The 23,566-nt window shown below is 48.3% G+C and carries 23 protein-coding genes; 18 read left to right on the top strand and 5 right to left on the bottom strand.

The window, feature by feature from the left end:
• Window positions 1–14: 14 nt before the first annotated feature.
• Window positions 15–998 (top strand): lipid A deacylase LpxR family protein, encoded by a 984-nt coding sequence (locus tag EHW56_RS05475; protein WP_052708152.1) that lies wholly within the window; start codon window positions 15–17, stop codon window positions 996–998.
• Window positions 999–1,021: 23 nt separating this feature from the next.
• On the opposite strand, the gene EHW56_RS05470 is transcribed toward EHW56_RS05475, so the two are convergent.
• A complete protein-coding gene (locus tag EHW56_RS05470; protein ID WP_152793878.1) occupies window positions 1,022–1,891 on the bottom strand; it encodes a DMT family transporter in 870 nt (289 codons plus the stop codon).
• A 159-nt stretch (window positions 1,892–2,050) separates the two neighbouring features.
• Here EHW56_RS05470 and EHW56_RS05465 point away from each other — a divergent pair, with 159 nt between their 5' ends.
• From EHW56_RS05465 to EHW56_RS05445, 5 genes are all read left to right on the top strand, one after another.
• Window positions 2,051–2,590: an isochorismatase family protein gene (locus EHW56_RS05465; RefSeq protein WP_152793876.1), complete on the top strand. Its 540-nt coding sequence runs from the start codon at window positions 2,051–2,053 to the stop codon at window positions 2,588–2,590.
• Between the two features lie 167 nt (window positions 2,591–2,757).
• The gene (locus EHW56_RS05460) at window positions 2,758–3,753 is read left to right on the top strand and encodes an ABC transporter substrate-binding protein (protein WP_077579279.1); all 996 of its coding nucleotides are present in this window, start codon (window positions 2,758–2,760) and stop codon (window positions 3,751–3,753) included.
• A gap of 67 nt (window positions 3,754–3,820) precedes the next feature.
• Entirely contained in the window at window positions 3,821–4,717 is an 897-nt protein-coding gene (locus EHW56_RS05455) for a proline/glycine betaine ABC transporter permease (RefSeq protein ID WP_046075974.1), read from the top strand.
• Window positions 4,710–5,948, top strand: a complete 1,239-nt coding sequence (locus EHW56_RS05450) for a glycine betaine/L-proline ABC transporter ATP-binding protein (protein ID WP_077579277.1) — start codon at window positions 4,710–4,712, stop codon at window positions 5,946–5,948. Before EHW56_RS05455 ends, EHW56_RS05450 begins: the two co-directional genes overlap by 8 nt.
• A 238-nt stretch (window positions 5,949–6,186) precedes the next feature.
• A complete protein-coding gene (locus EHW56_RS05445; RefSeq protein WP_152798825.1) occupies window positions 6,187–7,785 on the top strand; it encodes a methyl-accepting chemotaxis protein in 1,599 nt (532 codons plus the stop codon).
• Window positions 7,786–7,853: 68 nt separating this feature from the next.
• Here the strand turns inward: EHW56_RS05445 and metC are convergent, their stop codons facing one another.
• Window positions 7,854–9,047 carry a cystathionine beta-lyase gene (metC, locus tag EHW56_RS05440; protein WP_046075977.1) on the bottom strand — a complete coding sequence of 398 codons (1,194 nt, stop codon included), beginning with the start codon at window positions 9,045–9,047 and terminating at the stop codon, window positions 7,854–7,856.
• 263 nt (window positions 9,048–9,310) lie between these two features.
• Here metC and EHW56_RS15310 point away from each other — a divergent pair, with 263 nt between their 5' ends.
• On the top strand, window positions 9,311–9,484 hold the full coding sequence (locus EHW56_RS15310) for a hypothetical protein (RefSeq protein ID WP_167369758.1): 174 nt from the start codon (window positions 9,311–9,313) through the stop codon (window positions 9,482–9,484).
• Between the two features lie 312 nt (window positions 9,485–9,796).
• Here the strand turns inward: EHW56_RS15310 and EHW56_RS05435 are convergent, their stop codons facing one another.
• Both EHW56_RS05435 and EHW56_RS05430 read right to left on the bottom strand, forming a co-directional pair.
• Window positions 9,797–10,267, bottom strand: coding sequence for an NfeD family protein (locus tag EHW56_RS05435; RefSeq protein WP_370517119.1), 471 nt, complete (start codon window positions 10,265–10,267; stop codon window positions 9,797–9,799).
• A 15-nt stretch (window positions 10,268–10,282) separates the two neighbouring features.
• Complete coding sequence (locus tag EHW56_RS05430; protein WP_046075979.1) at window positions 10,283–11,233, bottom strand: slipin family protein; 951 nt, start codon at window positions 11,231–11,233, stop codon at window positions 10,283–10,285.
• A gap of 581 nt (window positions 11,234–11,814) precedes the next feature.
• On the opposite strand from EHW56_RS05430, the gene EHW56_RS05425 reads away from it, so the two are divergent.
• From EHW56_RS05425 to EHW56_RS05380, 10 genes are all read left to right on the top strand, one after another.
• Window positions 11,815–12,021, top strand: a complete 207-nt coding sequence (locus tag EHW56_RS05425; RefSeq protein WP_025744354.1) for a cold-shock protein — start codon at window positions 11,815–11,817, stop codon at window positions 12,019–12,021.
• A 185-nt stretch (window positions 12,022–12,206) separates the two neighbouring features.
• Window positions 12,207–13,205: a bacteriohemerythrin gene (locus EHW56_RS05420; RefSeq protein WP_152793870.1), complete on the top strand. Its 999-nt coding sequence runs from the start codon at window positions 12,207–12,209 to the stop codon at window positions 13,203–13,205.
• A 279-nt stretch (window positions 13,206–13,484) separates the two neighbouring features.
• Complete coding sequence (gene ectA / locus EHW56_RS05415; protein ID WP_077668604.1) at window positions 13,485–14,042, top strand: diaminobutyrate acetyltransferase; 558 nt, start codon at window positions 13,485–13,487, stop codon at window positions 14,040–14,042.
• Between the two features lie 11 nt (window positions 14,043–14,053).
• A complete protein-coding gene (gene ectB, locus EHW56_RS05410) occupies window positions 14,054–15,331 on the top strand; it encodes a diaminobutyrate--2-oxoglutarate transaminase (protein ID WP_077666906.1) in 1,278 nt (425 codons plus the stop codon).
• 50 nt (window positions 15,332–15,381) lie between these two features.
• Complete coding sequence (locus EHW56_RS05405) at window positions 15,382–15,771, top strand: ectoine synthase (RefSeq protein ID WP_046075984.1); 390 nt, start codon at window positions 15,382–15,384, stop codon at window positions 15,769–15,771.
• Between the two features lie 77 nt (window positions 15,772–15,848).
• On the top strand, window positions 15,849–17,276 hold the full coding sequence (locus EHW56_RS05400; protein WP_046075985.1) for an aspartate kinase: 1,428 nt from the start codon (window positions 15,849–15,851) through the stop codon (window positions 17,274–17,276).
• A gap of 182 nt (window positions 17,277–17,458) precedes the next feature.
• Window positions 17,459–18,091, top strand: a complete 633-nt coding sequence (locus tag EHW56_RS05395) for a LysE family translocator (protein WP_152793868.1) — start codon at window positions 17,459–17,461, stop codon at window positions 18,089–18,091.
• A gap of 158 nt (window positions 18,092–18,249) precedes the next feature.
• Window positions 18,250–19,512 (top strand): GGDEF domain-containing protein, encoded by a 1,263-nt coding sequence (locus tag EHW56_RS15675; RefSeq protein WP_152793866.1) that lies wholly within the window; start codon window positions 18,250–18,252, stop codon window positions 19,510–19,512.
• A 32-nt stretch (window positions 19,513–19,544) separates the two neighbouring features.
• Window positions 19,545–21,074 carry a bifunctional GNAT family N-acetyltransferase/carbon-nitrogen hydrolase family protein gene (locus EHW56_RS05385; RefSeq protein WP_152793863.1) on the top strand — a complete coding sequence of 510 codons (1,530 nt, stop codon included), beginning with the start codon at window positions 19,545–19,547 and terminating at the stop codon, window positions 21,072–21,074.
• A gap of 162 nt (window positions 21,075–21,236) precedes the next feature.
• Window positions 21,237–21,956, top strand: coding sequence for a YebC/PmpR family DNA-binding transcriptional regulator (locus EHW56_RS05380; protein ID WP_046075989.1), 720 nt, complete (start codon window positions 21,237–21,239; stop codon window positions 21,954–21,956).
• A 34-nt stretch (window positions 21,957–21,990) separates the two neighbouring features.
• Here the strand turns inward: EHW56_RS05380 and EHW56_RS05375 are convergent, their stop codons facing one another.
• Window positions 21,991–22,626: a TetR/AcrR family transcriptional regulator gene (locus EHW56_RS05375; protein WP_152793861.1), complete on the bottom strand. Its 636-nt coding sequence runs from the start codon at window positions 22,624–22,626 to the stop codon at window positions 21,991–21,993.
• A gap of 188 nt (window positions 22,627–22,814) precedes the next feature.
• Between EHW56_RS05375 and EHW56_RS05370 the strand changes: the two genes are divergently transcribed.
• Window positions 22,815–23,552: a transporter substrate-binding domain-containing protein gene (locus EHW56_RS05370; protein ID WP_152793859.1), complete on the top strand. Its 738-nt coding sequence runs from the start codon at window positions 22,815–22,817 to the stop codon at window positions 23,550–23,552.
• The last annotated feature ends 14 nt before the right edge of the window (window positions 23,553–23,566 follow it).

The following is a 23,566-nucleotide window of genomic DNA, read 5'->3' as shown; positions in this document are numbered from 1 at the left end:
AAATGAGGATGTGAATGACACCGTCTCGCGTGATCAGTGGCACTATTTTACTGTTTCCCACTTTGCTACTCGCGCCTAGCACGGCCTTGGCGGCTGGCTTTGGGTTAACGATTGAAAACGACAGCCCATTAGGGGTCGACAACCAATACACCAGTGGTGTTTATGCGCATTGGCATGCGGATTGGTCAGATGATCTCACTCGTGCGTCTGTCACGCCTATTCGTTGGTTTGCCGAGCAACTTCCGCTCAACGAGTCGGCAAGGCAAGGCTGGAGTGTGGATATTGGGCAAATGATGTGGACGCCCAATGATATTACCTATACCACACCTCAACCCGAGGAACGCCCTTATGCAGGGTTGATATTTATCGAGCCCGGTATCTACCAGCAGACGCCAGAACGGGTCGATAAGTGGTCACTGATGCTTGGTATGGTTGGTCCCGCGTCACAAACGGAAGAAGGGCAGTCTTATGTGCATGATGTCATTGACTCTCCCGATCCTAAAGGCTGGGACTATCAAGTGGAAAATACCCCAGTGGCACAGCTTGCCTATGAGCGGCACCAGCTTTTACACCGTAGCGAGCATCAAGAATGGGGAGTGACTGGACGTGCGGATATTGGCAACTTCCGTAGTGAGCTGTCAGCAGGCCTTAGCTACCGAGTGGGGCTGGATCTCGCCAACACGTATGGAGGAATCAGTTATGAGCCCGGCCGGCACCTCGATAGCCGCTTATTTGAGGCCAGTGAACAAGGTGCCTTCTTGTATACGGCTATCCAAGGTCGCTACCGTGCCAATGACATCACCATCAATGGCGATAAGCCGCCAGAAAATGCAGACATCGATATGACGCATTGGCAAGCCAGTGCCGCAGCTGGGGTAGCGTTTTATCAACCTCGCTGGGGCACGGATATCAGTGTCGTACTGCATACCAAAGATTATGAACAAGCGATCGATAACACCTACAGTTACGTGTCTTGGACCGTGCACTATCGCTATTAGCGATAGTGTCATTCCCTTTTCCATTATCTTGAGGGAGCCGCCGCCGTTTTCGCACTGCGCGGTAGCGCCAATTTATCGGAGAATTTCATCCACAACAAAGACGCGAGAATCATCGCAATACCCAACCATTGCAGCGGTTGTAGCGTCTCATCAATCCAAAGTACCCCCAGGGTCACGGCCGTAAGCGGATTGAAGAACATGATGATCGACTGACGATTGGGCCCCAGCACGGTAATTGAGCGAATGTAAGCCCAATAGCCAACGGCGGTATTCAGTACGATTATCCACGCTAGACCTGGTAAAGCGTCAAGTGTTGGCGCTTGCGGCGGCCCAGCCAAGCCCCATGCAAACGGCACGAGCATCACACCACCAAGAACCAACTGCCATGCGGTCAGACCAAAAATATCTTTCGCTTCCCATCGCTTCATCCACAATGTTGACTGCGCGACAAAGAAGGTTGCTAATAGCATGGCGCCCGCTCCCACCCAATCGATGTCTGTGGATGGATTCAGCAACAATCCCACTCCCAATAGCCCGAGTAGTGCCAAGCTAAGCAGCTTAGGCTCTGGCCGTTTTCCTTCGGTTAACCACTGCAACAGCATCAGAACGAGCGGTAAGGTGGCTCCTAACGTCCCCGCCACCGCGCCCGGTAGTCGATATGCCGCGATAAATAGCAGTAAAAAGAAAGCAGCAATATTGAAAAAGCTCACTGCGAGCATTCTCGGCAAACTCAAGGGTAAACCACGGCGACTGATCAACAGCATTAAGATCCCTGCAGGCAGCGCCCGCCAGACCGCCATCCAGTAAGGGGAAAGATCCCCCAAGTACAATGCAACCGCCGAATAAGTACTTCCCCAAAAAATGGGGGCGAGAATCGCGATGAAATAATGCATAACCTGTCTCCATTTATCTTTATGTGAAGATAAATTAGCCAACACATTGATCAACATCAAGTATCTTTATTGAAAGATAAATAGTTGAGGGCGAACTTCGCCAGCGCAATGAAGTGGAGCTGCTATGCTTATTTATTGGTAAAACAGGGGGATACTAGAATGATTAATACCGAAAATGCCGTCGTTTTGTTGATTGATATACAAGGTAAGCTGGCGCAAAAAGTGGTGGGTAGCGAGGAATTACACCAAAAAGTGGCCCAATTAGTGCGCGGTTGCAAACACTTCGATGTGCCTGTCGTTTGGGTAGAACAACTGCCTGAAAAGCTTGGTGCAACAACGTCGGCGCTCGCCGACCTCATGCCAAACAACACGCCCATTGCCAAACACACCTTTAGTGCCTTTGCCGAGCCTCGTGTAGCGCAGACATTGCGTTCACTGAACCGTAAACAGGTGATTCTTTGCGGCATTGAAACACATATTTGTGTGTATCAAACCGCCTGTGATCTGCTTCGCCATCACTACCATGTGCATCTTGTCACGGACGGGATGTCATCCTGTCACCCTGTACACCATCAAAGTGGCATCGCTATGATGCAGCAGCATGGTGCTTGGATCACCGTGGTCGAAGCCTTGTTGTTTGAGTGGCAACAACATGCAGGAGGGTCGGACTTTAAAGCGTTTTTGTCACTCATCAAGTAAGCACTCAGTAGATCTCTAATGATTGATATCACGTAGTGGTGGTCATAATGCGCAAATTTCGGATTTGCAAACGGCAAAGTGAGACGTATGCCTCATTTTGCCTCCTAACAATTTAATTAGTGGTCTAATATTATTCAGGACGCATGTTTGAAAAGGAAAGGAAGCATATGTACAAACGACTACTCTCAGCCGCTATTCTCTCGCTATCGGCGTTACCGGCCAGCGCAGATGACCACCACTGTGGCAAAGTCACTATCGCCGATATGAATTGGAATTCTGCTAGCCTGATTGCCAACATCGATCAGTTTATTTTAGAGCATGGCTACGGCTGCGATGCCGAGCTTGTCCCTGGTGATACCATGCCAACGGGCACCTCGATGATTGAAAAAGGTGAACCCGACATTGCCCCCGAGTTTTGGAGTAACTCGATGCGTGAAGGCCTGCAGCGCGGTATCGACGAGGGCCGAGTTCGCTACGCCGGTAGTGCATTTGTTGAAGGCGGCGAAGAAGGGTTTTGGGTTCCACGCTATATGGTCGAAAAACATCCTGAGTTGAAGACCATTTCAGGGATCAAAGCGAATGCTGATTTATTTCCTCATCCAGAAGATGCCTCCAAATCCGCTTTTTATGGCTGCCCCGCGGGCTGGAACTGCCAAATTACCTCAGAAAACCAGTTTGAAGCTTTAGAGTTGGCTGACAGCGGCTTCGAAATTGTCGATCCGGGCTCTGGTGCAGGCCTTGCAGGTTCAATCGCCAAAGCCTACGAACGAGAAGAAGCGTGGTTTGGCTATTATTGGGCACCCACTGCTGTGTTGGGCAAATATGACATGGTAAAAGTGGACTTTGAGACAGGAACAGACGTACAGCACTACAAAGACTGTATTACCTCAAACGATTGTATGAACCCGCAAGCAACCATGTATCCGGCGGCTGACGTTGATACCGTGGTAACAGAACGCTTTGCCACTCGCGCCCCCGAAGCGCTGACTTACTTGAAAGAGCGTGGCTTCACCAACGATCAAATGAATGGCTTACTTGCCTGGATGGAAGAAAACCAGGCCGATGGGGAATACGCGATGACCAATTTCCTCATCAATCATGAAGACATTTGGACCCAGTGGGTACCCAGTGACGTCGCTGAAAAAGTAAAAGACGCCCTGTAACGTTGAAACAGCCAGCGCAGAGCTGCCGCTGCGCTGGCTCTCCTTAAGCAGTATAGGAACAATAACAATGGCTGATTCATGGCTAACGGAAGTGCCAGAAATGAGCAGGCGTGATCTGCTCGCTATTCGACAAACACTCGACGGCGCGTATCGCGACTTCTCCCGCGAATATGGTGAAGGTATTGAAGCCTTCTTTGACCCCCTCCTCCACTTTCTCGTTTGGTTCGAAGACTTACTCCTCGCCACACCTTGGTGGCTGGTGATTGCCGTACTTGCCGGTATTGCATACCTCGCCAGTCGCTCTTGGAAGCTCCCCACGGCTGTGGTTGTTTCTTTCACCCTGATTGCCTATTTGGGCATGTGGGAAGATACCATGAGCACCATGAGTATCATTTTGGTGTGTACACTGGTCGCTATTGGCGTGGGTGTGCCGATAGGCATTGCCATGTCCAAGTCCAATCGTACCCAAGCCGTGGTCACACCGTTACTGGATATTATGCAAACCATGCCCGCCTTCGTGTATCTCATCCCAGTGGTGATGTTGCTGGGTATTGGCAAGATCCCCGGGGTGATCGCGGTGGTTATCTATGCGATTCCTCCGGTGATTCGTTTGACAAACCTGGGGATCCGGTTAGTTGACAAAGATGTGTTAGAGGCAGCCACAGCCTACGGCGCCAATGGTTTTCAGCGTTTATTCCAGATCCAGCTCCCCCTAGCAATGCCAACCATTATGGCAGGCATTAACCAAACCATTATGATGGCACTGGCGATGGTGGTCATTGCCTCGATGATTGGTGTTTCGGGCCTTGGACAGCCTGTACTTAAATCGATTACTAACCAATACTTTACCTTGGGCCTTCTCAATGGTCTCGCCATTGTGGTGATTGCGATTATTTTCGATCGTGTGTCTCAAAGCTACGCCAAACGTTCCCAGCAGCATCTCAAAGGAGGCGATCATGACTAAGCCAGTCCAGGACACCTTAATTGAGATCCAAGGCCTATATAAAGTGTTTGGCGACCACCCGCAAAAGGTAATGCCTGCGGTCAAAGCAGGAAAAAGTAAAGATGCCTTATTACAAGAAACAGGGCATACCATTGGACTCAGTGATATTAATCTATCCATTCGTCGCGGTGAGGTCTTTGTGATCATGGGCCTGTCGGGCTCTGGAAAATCGACCTTAATTCGTCATTTCAATCGCTTGATTGATCCCACCGAGGGTGAAATCCGCGTCGAAGGCACCGATATCATGAAGCACTCGCAAAAAGAGTTGCAGGCGTTTCGACGCCATAAGATGTCCATGGTGTTTCAACGTTTTGGTCTACTCCCGCACCGTACAGTGAGAGAAAATGTTGGGTTTGGTTTACGAATCCAAGGAGAGGGAAAAGCGCAACGCGATCAAAAAGCGGAACAATGGTTGTCGACTGTGGGTCTTGACGGCTACGCCGATCAATATCCGGCACAATTATCTGGCGGGCAACAACAACGTGTCGGTCTCGCGCGCGCCCTCTGCACGGATGCAGAAATTTTGCTGATGGACGAAGCATTTTCTGCCCTTGACCCCCTCATTCGCAGTGAGATGCAAGACCAACTGATTGAATTACAGGAAAAATTACATAAAACCATCATTTTTATCACTCACGATCTGGACGAGGCATTGAGGCTTGGTGACCGTATTGCCATTTTACGTGATGGTAAGCTCGTACAAGTCGGAGAGCCTGTCGATATATTGCTCCAACCGGCCGATGACTATGTCGAGGCTTTCGTGAAAGACGTCAACCGTGCTCGCGCATTAACGGTCGAAACCGTGATGCAGCCACAAATCTGTCGTATCAGTGCCAACACGATTGGCGATGCAATTCAGCAGATGCGTCAGCAAAAGGCCAACTATGGCTATTACATCACAGAAGAAGGCTATCAAGGCACCCTGAGTCAAAAAAACCTCAGTGACAAAGATCCAAGCGGTGATATCGAGGCAAGTCTTCTCGAAGACGTGCCTGCCATTGAGCAAGACTCGTTATTGGAAACCGTCATCCCAGATACGTTGGAGTCAAAATGGCCACTACCCGTCTTTGATAATCAAGGCGAGCTAATTGGGCACCTCTCACGGCAAACAGTGGCCAGTATTCTCAGTGAAAGTGGCCACAAACACGCAGCCGCACCTGACGACAAAGACTCAACGAAAAAAGCCAGTTAGCCAATAACGCACTCTCGCTGACTGTGAACGCGTCCCGCTCAGGCGGGGCGCTTTTTTGTTGTCGCGCTTTTCTGCACCATTTTTCAGCCTCGTCACTGACGCTATCCGCGTCATGTTCATAAAAATGAACAGTGATTTCACTCGCAAATCACATTACTGAGACACCTGTCATTCTACTGAAACAGTGGCTCCTTAAGCTGCGGCGCGTATATAGATTAGACAGTTGACAGGAAGTACCATGAGCGTAAGACAGCGGTTATTGATCGCCTTCACCCTCTTTATCGCCTCGACCATCGGACTCGGTAGTCTCGCACTTTGGATATCGGCTCGCTCCGCGGATGCCTCAGCCGAATATGTAAATCATCAACTTCCCGAAGTATGGGCGCTTTTAGCTCTTGAGCGTGATCACCGCGACCTCGTCAATCTGTCGCAAAAAATCAAAGCACAAGTCTTATTCTGGAACGAGATCACCCCTGAGTTTGAAAAGCTTCAACAACGCTATCAACAGAGCTGGCAAGCGTTGTCACAGTATCCGTCTTTGTCGGACTGGCGTGCCGAACAGCTAGAAGGTAAAAAGAAGTTCGACCAATACCTCACCAAGCTTGCTAAAACGGTCGACAGTAAAAGCTTTTACGATGCTGGGCGTCTCGTGGACTTTGACCTCTACCCTGCCGTTGACCCCATGTTAGCGGCCATCAACGAAAAGCTGACCGAGCGTCAAGATAACGCGAAAGACTCTGCCGGCGCGCTTATTACCTTTTTGCACCAGCAATCGAACATCGTCTATGTCGGTTGTGGGATCACACTATTGCTGGCCTTAGTACTGATGACTTGGCTACGAAAAACCGTGGTGGTGCGCCTGAATCATATTGCCACGTCCCTGACGGATATCGATAAGCGCTCCGATCTCTCCGTGCGTTTATTCGATAAGTATCAGGATGAAGTCAGTGCCGTCGCTCAGGCATCTAATAACCTGCTCGATAAGTTCAGTCACTTTGTCACCGATATACAATCGCGGACATCAGCGCTTGATCAACAGTCAGATACCTTAGACCAACAAAGCACGCAAGTGGCGACGATTAACGAGCAAACACGGCAAAACGTTAACGATGTCGCGCAATCCCTGACCGTTATGGAAAGCGCAACCACAGAAATCGCCAACGCCATTCATGATACCCGTGAGTACATCGGCAAAGTCTCTCAGGACAATGATGAAATTCAAACGCAAATGAGTGCGACAGAAGCCTCAATTGCCCATAGCGTCAAGGTGGTGGAAAACGTGTCGAGTACCATGGCAACCTTGAAACAAACCAGTAACCAAATTGCCGGCGTCATGGATGTGATTGAGGGCATTGCAGAGCAAACTAATTTGCTGGCCCTCAATGCCGCGATTGAAGCGGCACGCGCTGGTGAGCATGGGCGAGGCTTTGCCGTCGTCGCTGATGAAGTGAGAAGTTTGTCTCAACGCACAGCACAATCAACTGGCGATATTCGAAACTGGATCAATGACTTACTCGGCCAAGTTGATACCGCCAATAATCTACTAACGGAAACACAGTCAGCCAGTGCCGACAATCAGCAAGCCAGTGTCCGACTACAGGGCTATTTAGGCGAGATGCATACCACTTTCCAAGGGCTTGAACAACTCAGCGCGGAAGTTGAAGCAGCCCTGGGCTCTCAGCATAAAGAAATTGCTCACCTCACCCAGCAGCGTCGCGCGCTCAAACAAGGTAGCCAATCACTCACCGAGGCAATCGATACCACCAGTAATGTCAGTAGTCAGTTAAGCCACCAATCCAGCGCGTTGACGCAATTAACTGACCAATTTCAAACCTAATAGCTTGATGTGATAAGGGCGCTTCGCGGCGTATCGAGGACGCCCCTTTTTCACAGGGGCTATGTGGCTTAGACATTATTAATGCGTGCGAAACCGGCCGCCAGATCGGCAATCAGATCGTCAACGTCCTCTAATCCGATATGTAGCCTGACGAGTGTGCCGGAAAAATCCACCTTACCCACAGGCCGGATGCGATTGAGTTGCTCTGGCTGATTGGCCAACAACAACGACTCAAAGCCGCCCCATGAGTAAGCCATACTGAAATGCTGCAAATGATCACAGAAAGCGTCCAATTGCGCATCAGACAAACGCTGATCAAACACAAACGAAAAGAGCCCATTGCTGCCTGTAAAATCTCGCGCGAAATAGCGGTGCCCAGGACAATCTGCAAATGCAGGATGGAGCACACTGGCTACTTCGGTTTGCTCGTTCAGCCAATTGGCTACCTGTAACGCATTATCCTGATGCTGGGCAAGGCGTACATCCAAGGTTCTCAATCCGCGAGCGGCTTGGTAAGCGGTATCAGGATCGACCGTTTGTCCCATTAAATAGGCGCGCTCGCGCAAGGTCGGCCAGCAGCGCGCATTGGCAACAGCGGTACCTAGCATATTATCCGAATGACCAATAATATACTTGGTCCCAGATTGGATCGAAATATCCACGCCTTGCGTTAACGGTTGATACAAGCGACCTGCTGCCCACGTGTTATCCATCATGATAATCGCATCTGGCGCTCTTTCTCTTACCGCTTGAACGATTGCCGGCGTATCGTGCACTTCCATGGTGTAAGAACCTGGTGACTCTAGAAACACAACGCGTGTATTTGACGTAATACGTTGACCAATCTCCGCACCCTCGAGAGGATCAAAATACTCGGTCGACACCTGCATATCGGCGAGAATTTTCTGACAAAAATCTTGAGTTGGCTCATACGCCGATCCTGAGACCAAAATGTGGTCACCTGTTTTTACAAACGCGAGAATACTGTTTGCAATGGCTGCCGCACCACAGGGAAAGAGTGCACACCCCGTTCCTTGCTCAAGCTCGGTCATGGCATCTTGAAGCGCAAAATGGGTAGTGGTTCCGCGTCTGCCATAGAACAAGGTTTGCTGGTGACGGTTGGCAATCGCGTGCTTTTTCTCGGCTAATGTATCAAAAACAATTGAAGAGGCGCGCTGTACGACTGGGTTGACCCCACCAAGGGTATAGGCTTTACGGCGTCCGGCATGTATTAGCTGCGTACGACTGTGTTTCTTTTCCATCGTTCACTTCACTCATCCTAGGTTGACTGACTAATAGCCTACGGATTTACATAAAGGCAGTAAAGACATTTAGATGGCCAAATTAAATTTTATGACATCGATTTGGCTATATGTCATAGCGCTCAGCACTAACTCGTTCCGCCTATTGATACCCGTGTTGACTATTGTTTACAGTACTAAGTAGATCACAATTTCACCATTCTCTCCTAGCACTACCATAAAAACGTATATACATTGTATATCTAAAAGATAGGCGCATTAGCATGGCGAAAAAAGAAAAAACAAAGAAAGATAGCCAGTTACTGATAAGAATCAATAGTGAGCAACGGGATGCATTCTTAGAGGCCTGTGACGAACTGGATACGTCCGCAGCACGGGAAATACGCCGATTTATTAAACAGTTTTTAAAAGACCACGAAACGAATAAATCATCGTGATCACACTTGGGGTGGACATGCCGGCCCCGTCCACAGCATTGAAGCTGTATTGCAGTGGCAAACGCTTCGGCAAATCATCAATAAGGAGAGAAACCATGGCAAAAGCGTCAAAAAAAGATTTGAAAAAATCGATTAAGAAAGCAAAAGCGAAAGTTGCAAAACAGGAAAGCAAGCTGAAGAAGCTCAAAAAGCAACTAAAAAAAGCCTAAATCACAGGCTGATACGCAATAAAAAAGCTCGGCATTGCGACCGAGCTTTTTATTTTTGTGTCATCAACGTCTATTTGTCATGACGAGATACAGAAAGTGTCTCTTACTCCGACAATATGGGCTCGACCGTAAATCGTCCAACATCAACACCCACGACCTTGACCTGTTCGCCAGCCAGCAATGTACAATCACCGGCGGCCGAGCTGAGTCGCAGTTGCCAAGTGACGCCTGAGTATTTAATCGTCGAAGGCTGCTCTCGGCTCAACGGCTCATTGAGCGTCAATATCAACCCGATAAAATCACTATGACGATTATCCGGACGTCGTCCGCCGCGTTGTAGCTGTTTAAGTGGGCGCCACAGCATGGCAGTTAACAAGCCTGCACCGATCCCAGTACTGCTAAATAACGCCGTAACGGTTTCTGGCACAACACCGACCATCGCCAACAGTCCCACTAAAATGGCAGCAACACCGGTTGCTAATAAAACAATGGTCGATAAGCCAAGCAGCCACACTTCGACGGCTAACAGCAACAAGCCCACAATCACGGTTAATTCTGCGAGGTAGATACTCACACTAAACATCCTGTTTTACGCTTTGCTCTTATTGAGTGTATCAATAATTGTCATCGCTTCTGCAACCACATTCGCTGCACCCGTTCCAGAATCAGGTAACAGTACGACTGAGGACTCTTTGGCAATCGCCTGTTTCGCCTTGATCGCTTTTTCTGCCAGCTCCAACTGGATGGCTTTTTGGCCTTCCTCTGTTATTGCTCGTGTCCCTACGATTTCAAGTGCTTCGGCTTGCGCCTCGGCAACCGCGATTATGGCTTGCGCCTCACCTTCCGCTTGCAAGATTTGCTCAGATTTCTCTGCTTCCGCCGCTAAGACTCGGGCCTGCTTTTGACCTTCAGCAACGTTGATATCCGACTGACGCGCCCCTTCTGACTCAAGAATAACCGCACGCTTCTCTCGTTCAGCCTTCATTTGACGTTCCATGGCATCGAGAACAGAGCGAGGTGGATCGATATCCTTGATTTCGTAACGCAGCACCTGAACGCCCCATGGCTGAGCGGCCTCATTGATGGCAGAGACAATCGCGGTGTTTAAGCTTTCGCGCTCTTCAAACGTTTTATCCAGCTCCATTTTACCCACTTCACTACGCATGGTAGTTTGCGCAAGCTGAGTCACGGAGTACACATAATCATCGACGCCATAGCACGCTTTATACGGATCCAATACCTTGATGTACAAGACACCGTCAACAACGAGCGAAATGTTATCTCGCGTGATCGCGGATTGACTGGGTACATCATATGCTTGTTCTTTTAATGTTCTGGTATAACCAATACGATCGATAAATGGCACGATGAAATTGAGACCCGCTTCCATCGTCTTGTAATACTTACCAAATCGCTCTACAACATAAGCCGTGTTTTGTGGCACAAACTTAATCGCACCGCGTAGTACCACGATCACTAAGACCGCCAGCACCACCCAGACGCCAATAAAACTCGACGTTTCTAAAAAAATCGTATCCATGGAGAAGCCCTATCACTGCGGGTCACAATCATGACTCGCATAAACAAACACAAACGCGCGCACACAAGTGTTTACGGCGTTACTCATCGCGTTTTATGATACGTTATTGTCAGCATAAAAAGACATCATCCAACGGTTAATTTGACACTCCTCGCAATCTAGATCGCTTTTCTATGAGGCTCTTTGCGTCGATACAACACAGTTATCAGGCCATGCTCTCATTTTCACAACAAGCTCACACAAAGTTGCCTCTTTCATCCGCAAAATAGATTTACCTCACACTCTTTTGGGTGTATTCTCGATAATGTTCAACCGTGTTGGTTGACGAACTATTGGTCGTAGACACACCATGTTGCAACCAATAGTAAACTGACGCGCAAATAACGCGTGGTCCTGTTGAAGCTGCTTGGCAGCTTCGATAATCGGAAATTTATGCAGCAATTGAATATAGATACATCGAAACACCCTACCGCTAGGCTGGAAAGTTAGTTGTCCTGAAGATATTCGCTACATTTGCCCATAGAGTCGATTAACGGCACTCGCGTCACTGCAACACCTAGTTAATATATTCAGGAGACACCATGTCCAAAGCTAATGGTTCCGTTAAGTGGTTTAACGAAGAGAAAGGTTTCGGTTTTATCCAGCAAGAGAACGGTCCAGACGTATTCGTTCACTTCCGTGCTATCGTTGGTGAAGGCTTCCGCACACTAGCAGAAGGCCAACAGGTTGAGTTCGATATCGAGCAAGGTCAGAAAGGCCCACAGGCTGCGAACGTCGTTCGTCTGTAAGCCAAACCAAATTTAAGAGAAAGGCGCCCAGTTGGGCGCCTTTTTTGTCGCTATCATTTGTGCTTTAGTCTACCCCATCATTTTTTAAACGAAACCTCATCAAGGTCGCATTCCTTTCACACTCGCTATAGACGCTCTCGCCACCATCCACTAGGCTGAAAACATAGACATTGTCAGGAGGACGTATGCTATCTCCGTGTTTAATTGTTGACGATCATGAAATGATTCGTGACACCATTGGATTGATGGCCCAAGCGCTTGGTATTAAGTCGGTGATCACGGCAGCAGATGGTGCCGAAGCGATATCAAAGGCGTACCATGAAGAGCCCAATCTGATCATTACCGACTTACAAATGGATCCCATTGACGGGTTGGAAATGTTACGCCTCATGCGAAGCGGCCGCTATCATTTGCGTCATGACACGCCCATTATCATTTTAACCGCTAACGCATCTCAGGCAGTGATCAGCGAGTGCATTCGCTATGACGTCGATGCTTTTATGGTTAAACCGGTGAAAAAACAAGATCTAGAAAACCGTGTCAAGCAGCTCTCTAAACAGACCAAAGCTAAAAAGCCCCCCACATTCTACTTTGAGATGTACCAGTCAGATCCTGCCAAATCAACGGAGTTTGAGCACAACGGCGCGATTGTTTTTACTGAGGAAGAGCAATACCAGATAGAGTGCATCACAGAGCCTGTCATTGATACACCATTGCCTCCTGAAGGCTCTTCAGAAAAAGAGCCACAAGTATCGGCCCCCATTAAACGAGAGCGCAAGTTTATACGTTGGCAAGAAAAGTATACAGTGGGGGATCCATCATTGGATGAGAGTAACAAGCAACTGCTCTCTATCATCAACGATACGTATGAGGCCATTGCCTATCACCATGAGGACGAGACTAAGACGGATTTTGAGGCCCTCGCGCAACGCTTTCGTGACTACATCGACACTCACTTTCAGCTAGAGGAAGATATTCTCGAAGCACGCGCCTACCCCAAATACAAAGAGCATGCTGCGATTCATCAACGCCTCGCCCGGCAAGCGCAATATGTGCTGCTACAGTGCCAAGCCGACCCAGAACTATACCGCTCTGAATTCTTTAAGTTTTTGCGTTATTGGTGGATGCACCATGTCGTTCGTGAAGATACTCAGTATCGCGATTTTTTACTGCAAGGTCCTTAATACGTGAGAGTGTACCTACATTGTCTTCCAAGACGGCCTTTCTAGGGCCGTCAGGCATACCTTCCGCCCATCCCCTCGATGTGGGAACCTGCCCACACCTTTAGGCCAGTAAATGTTACTTCTCAAAACACTTACTTTCACAAAAAATTTAACAATAAACAAATTCATATATTTCATAAACTTAATTATAGATGACAAATCCAACACTAAAATCTGGGGTTGATAAACCAAATTCATCGCCTATTATATAAAACGAATTCGTTAGAGCACAAAACAATTATGTGGCGATCAAAAACGACAGACACGGCAGTACTTGAATCCGAGGTACGTGACCGTAAACAGACCCAGACCAACACGAAGTTTGTGTTTCGTAAGCCAGCCATCAAGGATGGCGGCAACATCTATCGATTAATCACGCAGTGCCCACCGTTGGATGTGAACTCCGCTTATTGCAACTTCCTACAGGCGACACACTTTAAAGAGACCTGTGTCGTTGCAGAGCGAGAGGGTGATGTACAAGGCTTTATCTCGGGCTACATTCGCCCTGAGCAGCCAGACACGTTTTTTGTCTGGCAGGTTGCAGTGTCACCCAAAGCACGTGGTGAAGGGCTTGCCCTCTCGATGATCGAAGCGCTGATGGCACGTAAAGTCTCAAGCAATATTCGCTTCATCGAAACCACAATCACAGAAGACAACGCCGGATCTTGGGCGCTGTTTAAAAAGGTAGACCGCCTCTACGGTACAGGTGGTCAGCGCTCCGTGTTCCTCGACGAACAGGAGCATTTCAACGGTGAACATGACACCGAATACCTTTTCCGAATTCCACTCAAAAAATAACAGGATGAGTTATGGATATCTTTAAATCGCAGGAGTCAAATGTTCAATGTTACGCCAACAACTTCCCCGTTGTGTTTGAAAGCGCTAAGGGTTGCTGGATCACGGGCGTAGACGGCAAGCGCTACCTCGATTTTCTTGCTGGCGCCGGCTCGCTCAACTACGGGCATAACAACCCAACGTTGAAAAAAGCACTGATCGAGTACATCGAGAAAGATGGCATTACACACGGCCTGGATATGTACACAGGTGCAAAAGCACGCTTTCTCGAAGTATTTAAAGAGCACATCTTGGCACCGCGTGAGTTGGACTATAAGTTCCAATTCACTGGCCCAACAGGCACCAACGCAGTTGAAGCGGCAATGAAGCTTGCCCGTAAAGTTACAGGCCGCGCAAACATTGTGTCTTTCACCAACGGCTTCCACGGCTGTACATATGGTGCATTGGCAGTGACGGGTAATCATCATCACCGCGGTGGTGGCGGCATCCCTGTCAACAACGCCGTGACACGTCTTCCGTATGATGGCTATGCAGACGTTGATGGTTTAACTTTGTTCGAAACCATGCTGAATGACGCATCAAGTGGTCTAACAGGCGGTGATAAACCTGCTGCCGTGCTTCTTGAAGTCGTCCAAGGCGAAGGTGGCCTAAACGCAGCCTCTAATGAGTGGTTGCAGCGCCTGCAAGACATTTGTAAGGCACACGATATCTTGATGATCGTAGATGACATCCAGGCTGGTTGTGGCCGTACGGGTACGTTCTTCAGCTTTGAGCCGTCAGGCATTAAGCCCGATATTGTGACGCTGTCCAAATCAATTGGTGGCTATGGCTTGCCAATGGCTGTGGTCCTACTAAAACCTGAGCTGGATCAATGGGCACCGGGTGAGCACAACGGTACATTCCGTGGTAACAACCACGCGTTTGTGACTGCCGCGGAAGCGATTGACACATACTGGCGTGATGATCAATTCCAAACGCATATTCAAGAACGTGCCGATCAATTGAACAAAGTGTTGCAAGAGATGCTTAACAAGCACGGTGATCTTTTTGAGACCATCAAAGGCCGCGGTTTGATGCAAGGCATTGCGTGCCAAAATGGTGATATTTCAGATGAGATCTCCAGCCTGTGTTTTGACAATGGCATGATTATCGAGACCGCGGGTCCAGATGATGAAGTCATCAAATTCTTCTCGCCACTGACAGTCAGTGAAGCAGAGATGGAAAAAGGCCTGCAGATCTTCGTTAAGTCTGTTGAGCAGTATAAAAAACAGAAGCTCAAGAAAGCATCGTAATCGCGAAGACGGCGATCCCCGCTTAACGAAGAGACGTTGAAGGAATAAACATGATTGTTCGTACATTAGAAGAATGCCAGAAAACTGAACGCCGTGTAGTGGCTGAAAACTGGGAAAGCGTACGCATGCTGCTACGCGATGATAATATGGGATTTTCTTTCCATATTACCACCATCTATGCCAACACTGACACGCACATTCACTACCAGAACCACTTAGAGTCTGTGTATTGCATGTCGGGTGAAGGTGAAATTGAAACCACGGATGACGGCAAGGTTTATCCTATTAAACCTGGCACACTGTATATCCTAGACAAACATGACGAACACCAGCTTCGTGCTAACAAAGGTGTTGATATGGTCATGGCCTGTGTGTTCAACCCACCTATTACTGGGCAGGAAACGCACGATGAGAACGGTGTTTATCCATTAGTCGATTAACCGTCATGGGGCAGCCGGATGCTGCCCCTGTAAACCCAATCGACTCCCTAATTCATAAAAGCCCACAAGGAGCTCACATGAATCATACCGTTGAAAAGATCGGCGGTACGTCGATGTCAGCCTACGACGCTGTCATGGATAATATCTTTTTGTACCCGTCAAACCCGTACAACCGCATTTTTGTCGTTTCTGCTTACGCTGGCATCACGGATGCATTGCTGGAGTGTAAGCGTTCGGGTAAGCCCGGCATTTATCGCCTTCTCGCGGCAAATAACCCTAAATGGCGTGATGCGATGGACGAGTTAGAGCAACGTATGCTGCTCATTAACAGCAATATGTTCCCCGATCCTGTATACCGTGAGCGTGCTGATAACTTTATCCGCCAACGCATGGAAAAAGCACATAGCTGTATCGAAGGTATACTCGAAACCTGTAACTATGGGCAGTTTTCTCTGGAAAGCTATCTACCACAAATTCGTGAGTTCCTCTCCTCTATCGGCGAGGCGCACAGTGCGCACAACTCAACGCTACTGCTCGAAAGTGTGGGAATTAACTCACGATTTGTTGACCTCTCTGGTTGGGATAACCCCGATGAAGGCAAAGGCGACCTCAACACGGTGATCGCCAATGCTATGGAAGACATTGACTTCAGTACTGAGCTGCCCATCGTTACCGGCTACGTCTATTGTGATGAAGGTCTGATGAAGACCTATGACCGTGGTTACAGTGAAATGACATTCAGCCGGATTGCCGTGTTAACCAAAGCAAGTAGCGCGGTGATCCACAAAGAATATCACCTAAGCAGTGCCGACCCTCGCATTGTAGGTCCAGAGCGTGTACAGCCAATGGGCCTCAGTAACTACGATGTGGCTGACCAGCTTGCTAACTTAGGGATGGAAGCCATCCACCCGAATGCAGCCTCTGGTATGCGCGCTGTGGGTATCGAATTGGTCGTGAAAAACACCTTCGAGCCTGAGCACGCGGGTACGGTGATCTCTCACAAATATCGTCCAAAAGACAAAGAGATCGAGATCATCGCCGGTCGAGATAAGGTGCTAGCTCTCCACATCTTTGACCAATCAATGGTTGGGCATGTTGATCAGGTCAGCTATGACGTGATGGAAATCATTCGCGAAGAGAACGTGCAGCTCATCAGTAAAGAGATGAATGCCAACTCAATTACCTACTACTTAGACGGCAAGACAGCCAGTCAAGATAAGGTGATTAATCGTGTTGAGAAGCTCTACCCGAAAGCGAAGATTACGGGTGAAATGGTCGCACTGATTTCTGTCATTGGTAGTCGTATCGACTCAAACCAAACCATGAGCAAGGGTATGCTGGCGTTGCTTGACGCAGAAATAAACCCTAAAGCAGCTCACTCATCGATGCGCGATGTGGACGTGCAATACGTAGTACTTGATAAGTTCTACCACGCGTCGATCTGCGCCCTACACGCTTGTTTTATCGAAGAGCCTACGCCTAAGCCAACCATTCGGGCCGCTTAAGACCCTGGTGCATATGACAAGCGAAAAACCATACCCCCTTACCTAAGGGGGTTTTTCAGTTTTATAAGCTAGCCTAAACCCCCTCCTTGCGATTAAAAACCAACTTAATCACCTCTCAATGTTGATAAAGTCTAACTAAACGGTAAAATTCCGCACTTTATCTTGATAGCTGTAGTGCCTTTATGATCGATCCCAATATGCTCCCCGTTTATTTAACCGCGGTTGTCGCACTTTTGCTGGTGCCCGGACCGGATATGTTGCTAATCGTGAGCGCCAGTCTTAGCTATGGCAGACGGGTTGGTATGGCCGCAAGCTTGGGTAATGCAACATCAGGATTGATCCTGACCGGGTTAGCCGCAACCGGCGTATCAGCCATGATTGCGATGTCGCCAACGGCCCTCACCATTCTGCAGTACGTGGGAGCCGCGTATTTGCTCAAAATGAGTATAGATATGTGGCGTGCCTCTCCAACAGACAGCGCCGAGCTCGCGCATCATCAAGGCATGGGCAAATATCTCTATAAACGCGCGGTGATGACCAACCTATTGAACCCAAAGGCACTACTGTTCTTTGTGTTGTTTTTACCGCAGTTTATTTCGCAGCAAATTCAAGCCTCGTCCAGCACGCAATTACTAACGCTTGGTCTCCTCCTCAACCTATTAGGGCTCGCGTTTAATCTGCTTTTAGTGGCAATAGTCGGCAAGCTTGGCAGTGCAATGCTCACCAATACCCGTGTCCAAATGTATCAGCATAAAATCATGGCATTGGTTTTTGCGGCACTCGCGGTCTGGCTGTTTACCCAACAGTCGTTGTAATCCATCCACTTAGCTGGGTAAAAAACCGACGAACCAGACGTTGAGCGATAAAAAGTCAGACAGTTGTCTGATATATTATACCGCTGTCAGTCGTATAACTGACTTTGGTTCGTTGGTGGCGTCTAACGCCCTTGCCTTTATCGGATGGATTCGGTCACGTGTTTAATCTTCACCTTCCCACACTGACTCTGGCTTACATCAGTGTGTTCTGGCTACTCACCATTGGCGTTTTGTTGATTGGGTGGCAGTTTAATCAGCACAAAGATATCAAGCTTTGGGGACTGGCTTGTCTGCTGATCTCAACGGGCACGTCGGTGTATAACATTGGCAATGTCACCGAAACGTCGGGGCTCGTCTGGATTGGCACCACAGCCGCGATCTGCTCTCATATTCTGGTGTGGTTAGGCACGCAATCCTTCGTGGGCACGTCCTCGTCGTGGCGGACGGCTTCGCTGGCAGCACTCTTGGGTGTAGGGGTTTATACACTGATTCTTGCCAATCATATTCCGCTTGCGCTCCGTATTACTTGGTACTGTGCGTTCTACGTGGCAATGCACCTTGCGGTTTTAAAACTCATTGTTGAGAGTCCAGAGAGGAAGCGGATAGGTTTTACTCTCTATGCGTCCGTGCTCCTCCTCTTACTGATACTTTATGGACTTCGTGCCTACTTCGCCTTTGACACACCGATGGAAAACACCGGCCTATCTCAACGTTATATCGCCGTGTATTACTTGATCTTAATGGCCGAGTTCGTCAAGTTTATGACCTTCATTTACCTTTGTTTTGAGCGACTGGAGTACACACTTTGTCAACTTGCGCTCCGTGACACTCTGACACAGCTTCCGAATCGACGCGCCTTTATGACGCAATCCGCACAGTGTCTCCTTTCTAACCAGCCGAATGCCCTTATCCTTGCTGATTTGGATAATTTCAAAAGTATTAATGATGTATATGGTCACCTTGCTGGCGATCAGGTATTGGTCGCTTTCAGCCAACACTTAGAACGGATCACCCAACAAGAAGGGGCGTTTTGCGCCAGAACGGGAGGTGAAGAATTTATTTTGCTACTCAGTGGCCAGTCTGTGCGTCGCGTACAAGAAATAGCGCTACAGCTGAAGCGACAAATCGAGGCATGCCAGGTGACGACCGAACATGGCCATCACATCCAGTTTACGGTGAGTATCGGCGTCGGCATCAAGCGCCAAATGCAATATGTTGCGATGAATCAGTTATTTGAGTGCGCAGATACGGCTTTATATGAAGCCAAGGCCCGCGGGCGAAACCGTGTAGAATTTGCGTTAACTGAACATCGTGATGCGCCCTCCAGTGTATCACCAACATCCAACCAGTCGCCCATCAGCCAAGAAACTGATAATCCTTCTCTGCCTAAACGTTATCTCGAGCGTCAATCTTTGTCATAATAGGCGTTCAGCCCGTAATAGGAGAACGTGTAATGGATGAGAACACCGCCACGCTACTGAATCTGCGTGTCATTGAAGTCAGCGACTATCAACCCTTAGCAGAGTTGATGGATCTCGTCTTCCCGGATGTCGGCGGTGCTTGGCCTAAGAGCACGATCATGCAACTGGTCACCGCTTTCCCGGATGGCCAGATATGCATTGAAGATAATGGAAAAATCGTCGCCGCCGCGTTAACGCTAAAAGTATCCTACAACCGCTTTTCACTGCCGCATACCTATGCCGACATTATCACGGATGACGGTGTGGTATTCCACGACTCAAAAGGGGATGCACTGTATGGCCTCGACGTGTTTGTACACCCTGATTATCGTGGCCATCGCCTTGGCCGTCGACTTTACGAAGCGAGAAAAGATCTGTGTCAGGCGCTGAACCTAAAAGCGATCCTCGCCGGCGGCCGTATACCTGGTTATCACAAACACAATGATGTTTCGGTGACGGATTATATTAATAAAGTCAGAAGAAAAGAGATTCACGACCCGATCCTTTCTTTCCAGCTATCTAATGACTTTGATGTTAAGCGTTTGATGAATCGCTATTTGCCCGAAGACGATAAGTCGGCGGGCTATGCCACACTGTTGGAGTGGGATAACTTCTTCTATGAAGAAGATGCATCCTCCGTGCATGATATTGAAAAAACCATCGTCCGCCTCGGGGTCGTGCAATGGCAGATGCGTCATGTGCTCTCAGTGGATGATCTTTTGAATCAGGCCGAATTCTTTGTCTCATCCTTAGCCAACTACCAGTCAGATTTCGCGCTCTTTCCCGAGTTTTTCTGTGCACCATTGATGGGGCTTGCACCTGATAAGCGCTCCGTCGAGGCAATTCGCTTTCTCAGTGAGTTTACCCAGGCGATTAAGCAACGTTTTTCGCAATTGGCCGTCACCTACAACATCAATATTATCGCTGGCAGTATGCCCGTGTTGGAAAATAGCAAACTGTATAACGTCTCCTATTTAATGCACCGCGACGGTAGCATTGATGAGCAATACAAAATCCATATTACGCCGCACGAACAACGTGACTGGGTGATCGATGGCGGGGATACGGTCAAAGTCATTGAAACCGACGCGGGCCGGGTGGGTATTCTCACCTGCTATGACGCCGAGTTTCCTGAGTTGGGGCGTATTCTTGCTGAGCAAGGTGTACAGATCCTATTCGTGCCCTTTTGGACCGATACCAAGAACGGTTATTTACGCGTGCGCCTTTGTGCTCAAGCACGAGCGATTGAAAACGAGTGTTATGTCGCGATCGGCGGCAGCGTGGGCAACCTTCCTCGGGTAGATAATGTGGACATCCAATACGCTGAGTCTGCGGTATTTTCACCCTCGGATGTCTATTTTCCGCACGATGCGACACTCGCGGAAGCCAATGCCAATACCGAGATGATGATTTTCGCAGACGTCGATTTGGACAAGCTCAAAATGCTGCATGAACGAGGTTCGGTAACGAATTTGAAACACCGCAGGCCCAAGCTCTATGCCAGCCATTTAAGCCAAGGCTAAGCAAAAACGCAGTGATCCAGGTGGGAATCATTAAGACCCCGAGAGTGATTTGTGCGCATCGCACTGACTTTGTTCAAGGTCAGTGCATTTACTGGTGTAAAGGATCACTCTCTTGGTAGAATCAACCCGTTTCTGCGTAAGCGTTATTAAGAGAGATTCCGAATGGGACGAAGTTTTGAAGTTCGTAAAGCGTCAATGGCGAAAACCCAGGGCGCGAAAATTAAGGTTTATTCAAAGTACGGTAAAGAGATTTACGTATGTGCTAAAAATGGCGGCTCGGATCCTGAGAGCAATCTATCACTGCGTCGTTTGATTGAGAAAGCGAAAAAAGATCAGGTTCCAGGTCATGTGATCGACAAAGCGCTTGATAAAGCCAATGGCACAGGTGGCGAAAACTATGAAGTGGCGCGTTATGAAGGCTTTGGGCCTGGCAGCTGCGCGGTGATTGTTGATTGCTTAACGGATAATAACAGCCGTACTTATATGGACGTGCGCCAGTGCTTTGTGAAAAACGATGCGAAAATTGGCACGCCCGGTGCGGTGTCTCATATGTTTGAGCACCAAGCTGTTTTCCAGTTTAAAGGAGATGATGAGGAAGGCACGCTTGAAGCCTTGGTCATGGCTGATGTGGATGTGTCAGACATCGAAGCAGACGAGGGTATCATTACAATTTTTGCCCCTCACACAGAGTTTTTCAAAGTGAAAAATGCGCTAAGTGACTATCTTGGCGACACGCCGATTGATCTTGAAGAGATCACCTTTGTGCCTCAAATCGACACTCAGGTCAGCGGCGAGGATGTTGAACGTTTTGAAAAGTTCCTCGATATGCTTAACGACTGCGACGACGTCCAAAATGTCTACCACAACGCAGAGCTAATCTAAGCACAATGACTAAGCGCCATGTCATCATGGCGCCTTATCGCTCACCCAGTTGCGTGAGTAGCATTTGCGAAAATAACGCCCAGTTTTGACGAAATCTATCATCCCCCTGCAGTACATAACTTTGCAAACCCACACCAAGGAAAAAGGCATCCACGACACGAATTGCCGTATCAATCTGATGCTGCGGAATCTTCCCCTGATAAAAATACTCAATCGCACGCGTGTATTCCGTTAAACCATGTTGAGAAAAGCGCTGAATAGCCACCCTGAACTGTTCATCAAATAAGGCTTGGGTTGTAAAGCTATACATCGCTTTCATCGCATAAGGCTCACATTGCATGGTGAGGTACAAGGTATCCCCTGTCACTTCGAGATAACTCTCAAAATCATCAAAATTTGCAGGCTCGGCCACAGCAAGAAACATAGAGATTAATTCATCAACCGCTGCATATTTGACGGCATCAAGGTTGTCAAAATGATGATACAGCGCCCCTTTGCTGATTCCGGCTTTCTTCCCTAATTTTGTTGCCGTTAATGCAGCAAGCCCCTCATTTCCAACGATTTCTAGCGTTGTCGAAAGAATGTGTTGGCGCATAGCACGCGACGCAATTTCGTTTTTGTTCATCGTTTTTTGATCAAAAGTGAAAGTCCAGATGAAAAAATAAAACATACCGAATGTTCATTCAATTTTTTTCGGGCAAAATGTGACCGATAACCGAATGATTTCTCAACACGGAAGCGTCGGAAGAAAAAAGAGGATGAAAGTGGGTGTTGTAAAATAACAGAACAAGGCTCAAAGACAGGTTCAAACGCAATGGCTACAATGAATAGAGGCAGAACTGATAAGAGGTTAAGTAAGTGATGAAAAGAGTGTGGGCGTTGCTGTTAACACTAGCGGTTGCATGGCCGGTGAGCGCTAAGACCACGTATGTGGTTGGCGTACAGAGTTTTTCACAGTATTACCCGTATTCAGCCTACTCTAACCGTAACTATTCTGGCTTTAACCGAGAGCTGTTGGATATGTTTGCCAATGAATACCACTACCGTTTCGTCTACAAAGCGCTTCCCCTAAGACGCCTTTACCACCGCTTTGTCGAGGGCGCTGTCGATCTGAAATATCCAGACAGTCCAGATTGGAGCCCAGACATTAAAAAAAAGGTCAGTGTGACATACAGTGATCCTGTGGTGAGCTACACGGATGGCGTCATGGTTATTGACCAACACTATGGCCGGCCTTTGGATGAATTCCGTTTTCTCGGCGTGGTAGCCGGATTCACTCCCCACCCTTATCAATCACGTATCAGCGCCGGAAAAATACGTGTCGATGAAAGCTATCAATATGATTCGCTGTTAATGAAGGTAATCAGTGGTCGCGTTGATGGCGGCTACGCCAATATTGACGTCGCACAGTTTTATCTTGACCAAAAGGGCCTCAAAAAAGGCTCGGTAAAGTTTGATGATACCCTCCCACATGTGAAAGGAACTCGTCACCTTTCAACAATTCACTATCCAAAACTGATTAAAGAATTTAACCAATTTTTAGCCGATAACCAAGCCAAGATTACTGAACTAAAAGCACGTTATGGGCTTGAGTGATTGAGGTTTATTTC

It is taken from the genome of Salinivibrio sp. VGrn1 (genome assembly GCF_009377995.1).
Lineage (GTDB): Bacteria > Pseudomonadota > Gammaproteobacteria > Enterobacterales > Vibrionaceae > Salinivibrio > Salinivibrio siamensis.
This window is presented reverse-complemented; position numbering and strand designations above follow the sequence as displayed.

What these genes read in the sequence shown, in the direction of transcription:
- EHW56_RS05475 (WP_052708152.1), top strand. Translation starts at nt 15, where the DNA reads ATGACACCGTCTCGCGTGATCAGTGGCACTATTTTACTGTTTCCCACT.
- EHW56_RS05470 (WP_152793878.1), bottom strand. Translation starts at nt 1,891, where the DNA reads ATGCATTATTTCATCGCGATTCTCGCCCCCATTTTTTGGGGAAGTACT.
- EHW56_RS05465 (WP_152793876.1), top strand. Translation starts at nt 2,051, where the DNA reads ATGATTAATACCGAAAATGCCGTCGTTTTGTTGATTGATATACAAGGT.
- EHW56_RS05460 (WP_077579279.1), top strand. Translation starts at nt 2,758, where the DNA reads ATGTACAAACGACTACTCTCAGCCGCTATTCTCTCGCTATCGGCGTTA.
- EHW56_RS05455 (WP_046075974.1), top strand. Translation starts at nt 3,821, where the DNA reads ATGGCTGATTCATGGCTAACGGAAGTGCCAGAAATGAGCAGGCGTGAT.
- EHW56_RS05450 (WP_077579277.1), top strand. Translation starts at nt 4,710, where the DNA reads ATGACTAAGCCAGTCCAGGACACCTTAATTGAGATCCAAGGCCTATAT.
- EHW56_RS05445 (WP_152798825.1), top strand. Translation starts at nt 6,187, where the DNA reads ATGAGCGTAAGACAGCGGTTATTGATCGCCTTCACCCTCTTTATCGCC.
- metC (WP_046075977.1), bottom strand. Translation starts at nt 9,047, where the DNA reads ATGGAAAAGAAACACAGTCGTACGCAGCTAATACATGCCGGACGCCGT.
- EHW56_RS15310 (WP_167369758.1), top strand. Translation starts at nt 9,311, where the DNA reads ATGGCGAAAAAAGAAAAAACAAAGAAAGATAGCCAGTTACTGATAAGA.
- EHW56_RS05430 (WP_046075979.1), bottom strand. Translation starts at nt 11,233, where the DNA reads ATGGATACGATTTTTTTAGAAACGTCGAGTTTTATTGGCGTCTGGGTG.
- EHW56_RS05425 (WP_025744354.1), top strand. Translation starts at nt 11,815, where the DNA reads ATGTCCAAAGCTAATGGTTCCGTTAAGTGGTTTAACGAAGAGAAAGGT.
- EHW56_RS05420 (WP_152793870.1), top strand. Translation starts at nt 12,207, where the DNA reads ATGCTATCTCCGTGTTTAATTGTTGACGATCATGAAATGATTCGTGAC.
- ectA (WP_077668604.1), top strand. Translation starts at nt 13,485, where the DNA reads ATGTGGCGATCAAAAACGACAGACACGGCAGTACTTGAATCCGAGGTA.
- ectB (WP_077666906.1), top strand. Translation starts at nt 14,054, where the DNA reads ATGGATATCTTTAAATCGCAGGAGTCAAATGTTCAATGTTACGCCAAC.
- EHW56_RS05405 (WP_046075984.1), top strand. Translation starts at nt 15,382, where the DNA reads ATGATTGTTCGTACATTAGAAGAATGCCAGAAAACTGAACGCCGTGTA.
- EHW56_RS05400 (WP_046075985.1), top strand. Translation starts at nt 15,849, where the DNA reads ATGAATCATACCGTTGAAAAGATCGGCGGTACGTCGATGTCAGCCTAC.
- EHW56_RS05395 (WP_152793868.1), top strand. Translation starts at nt 17,459, where the DNA reads ATGATCGATCCCAATATGCTCCCCGTTTATTTAACCGCGGTTGTCGCA.
- EHW56_RS05385 (WP_152793863.1), top strand. Translation starts at nt 19,545, where the DNA reads ATGGATGAGAACACCGCCACGCTACTGAATCTGCGTGTCATTGAAGTC.
- EHW56_RS05380 (WP_046075989.1), top strand. Translation starts at nt 21,237, where the DNA reads ATGGGACGAAGTTTTGAAGTTCGTAAAGCGTCAATGGCGAAAACCCAG.
- EHW56_RS05375 (WP_152793861.1), bottom strand. Translation starts at nt 22,626, where the DNA reads ATGTTTTATTTTTTCATCTGGACTTTCACTTTTGATCAAAAAACGATG.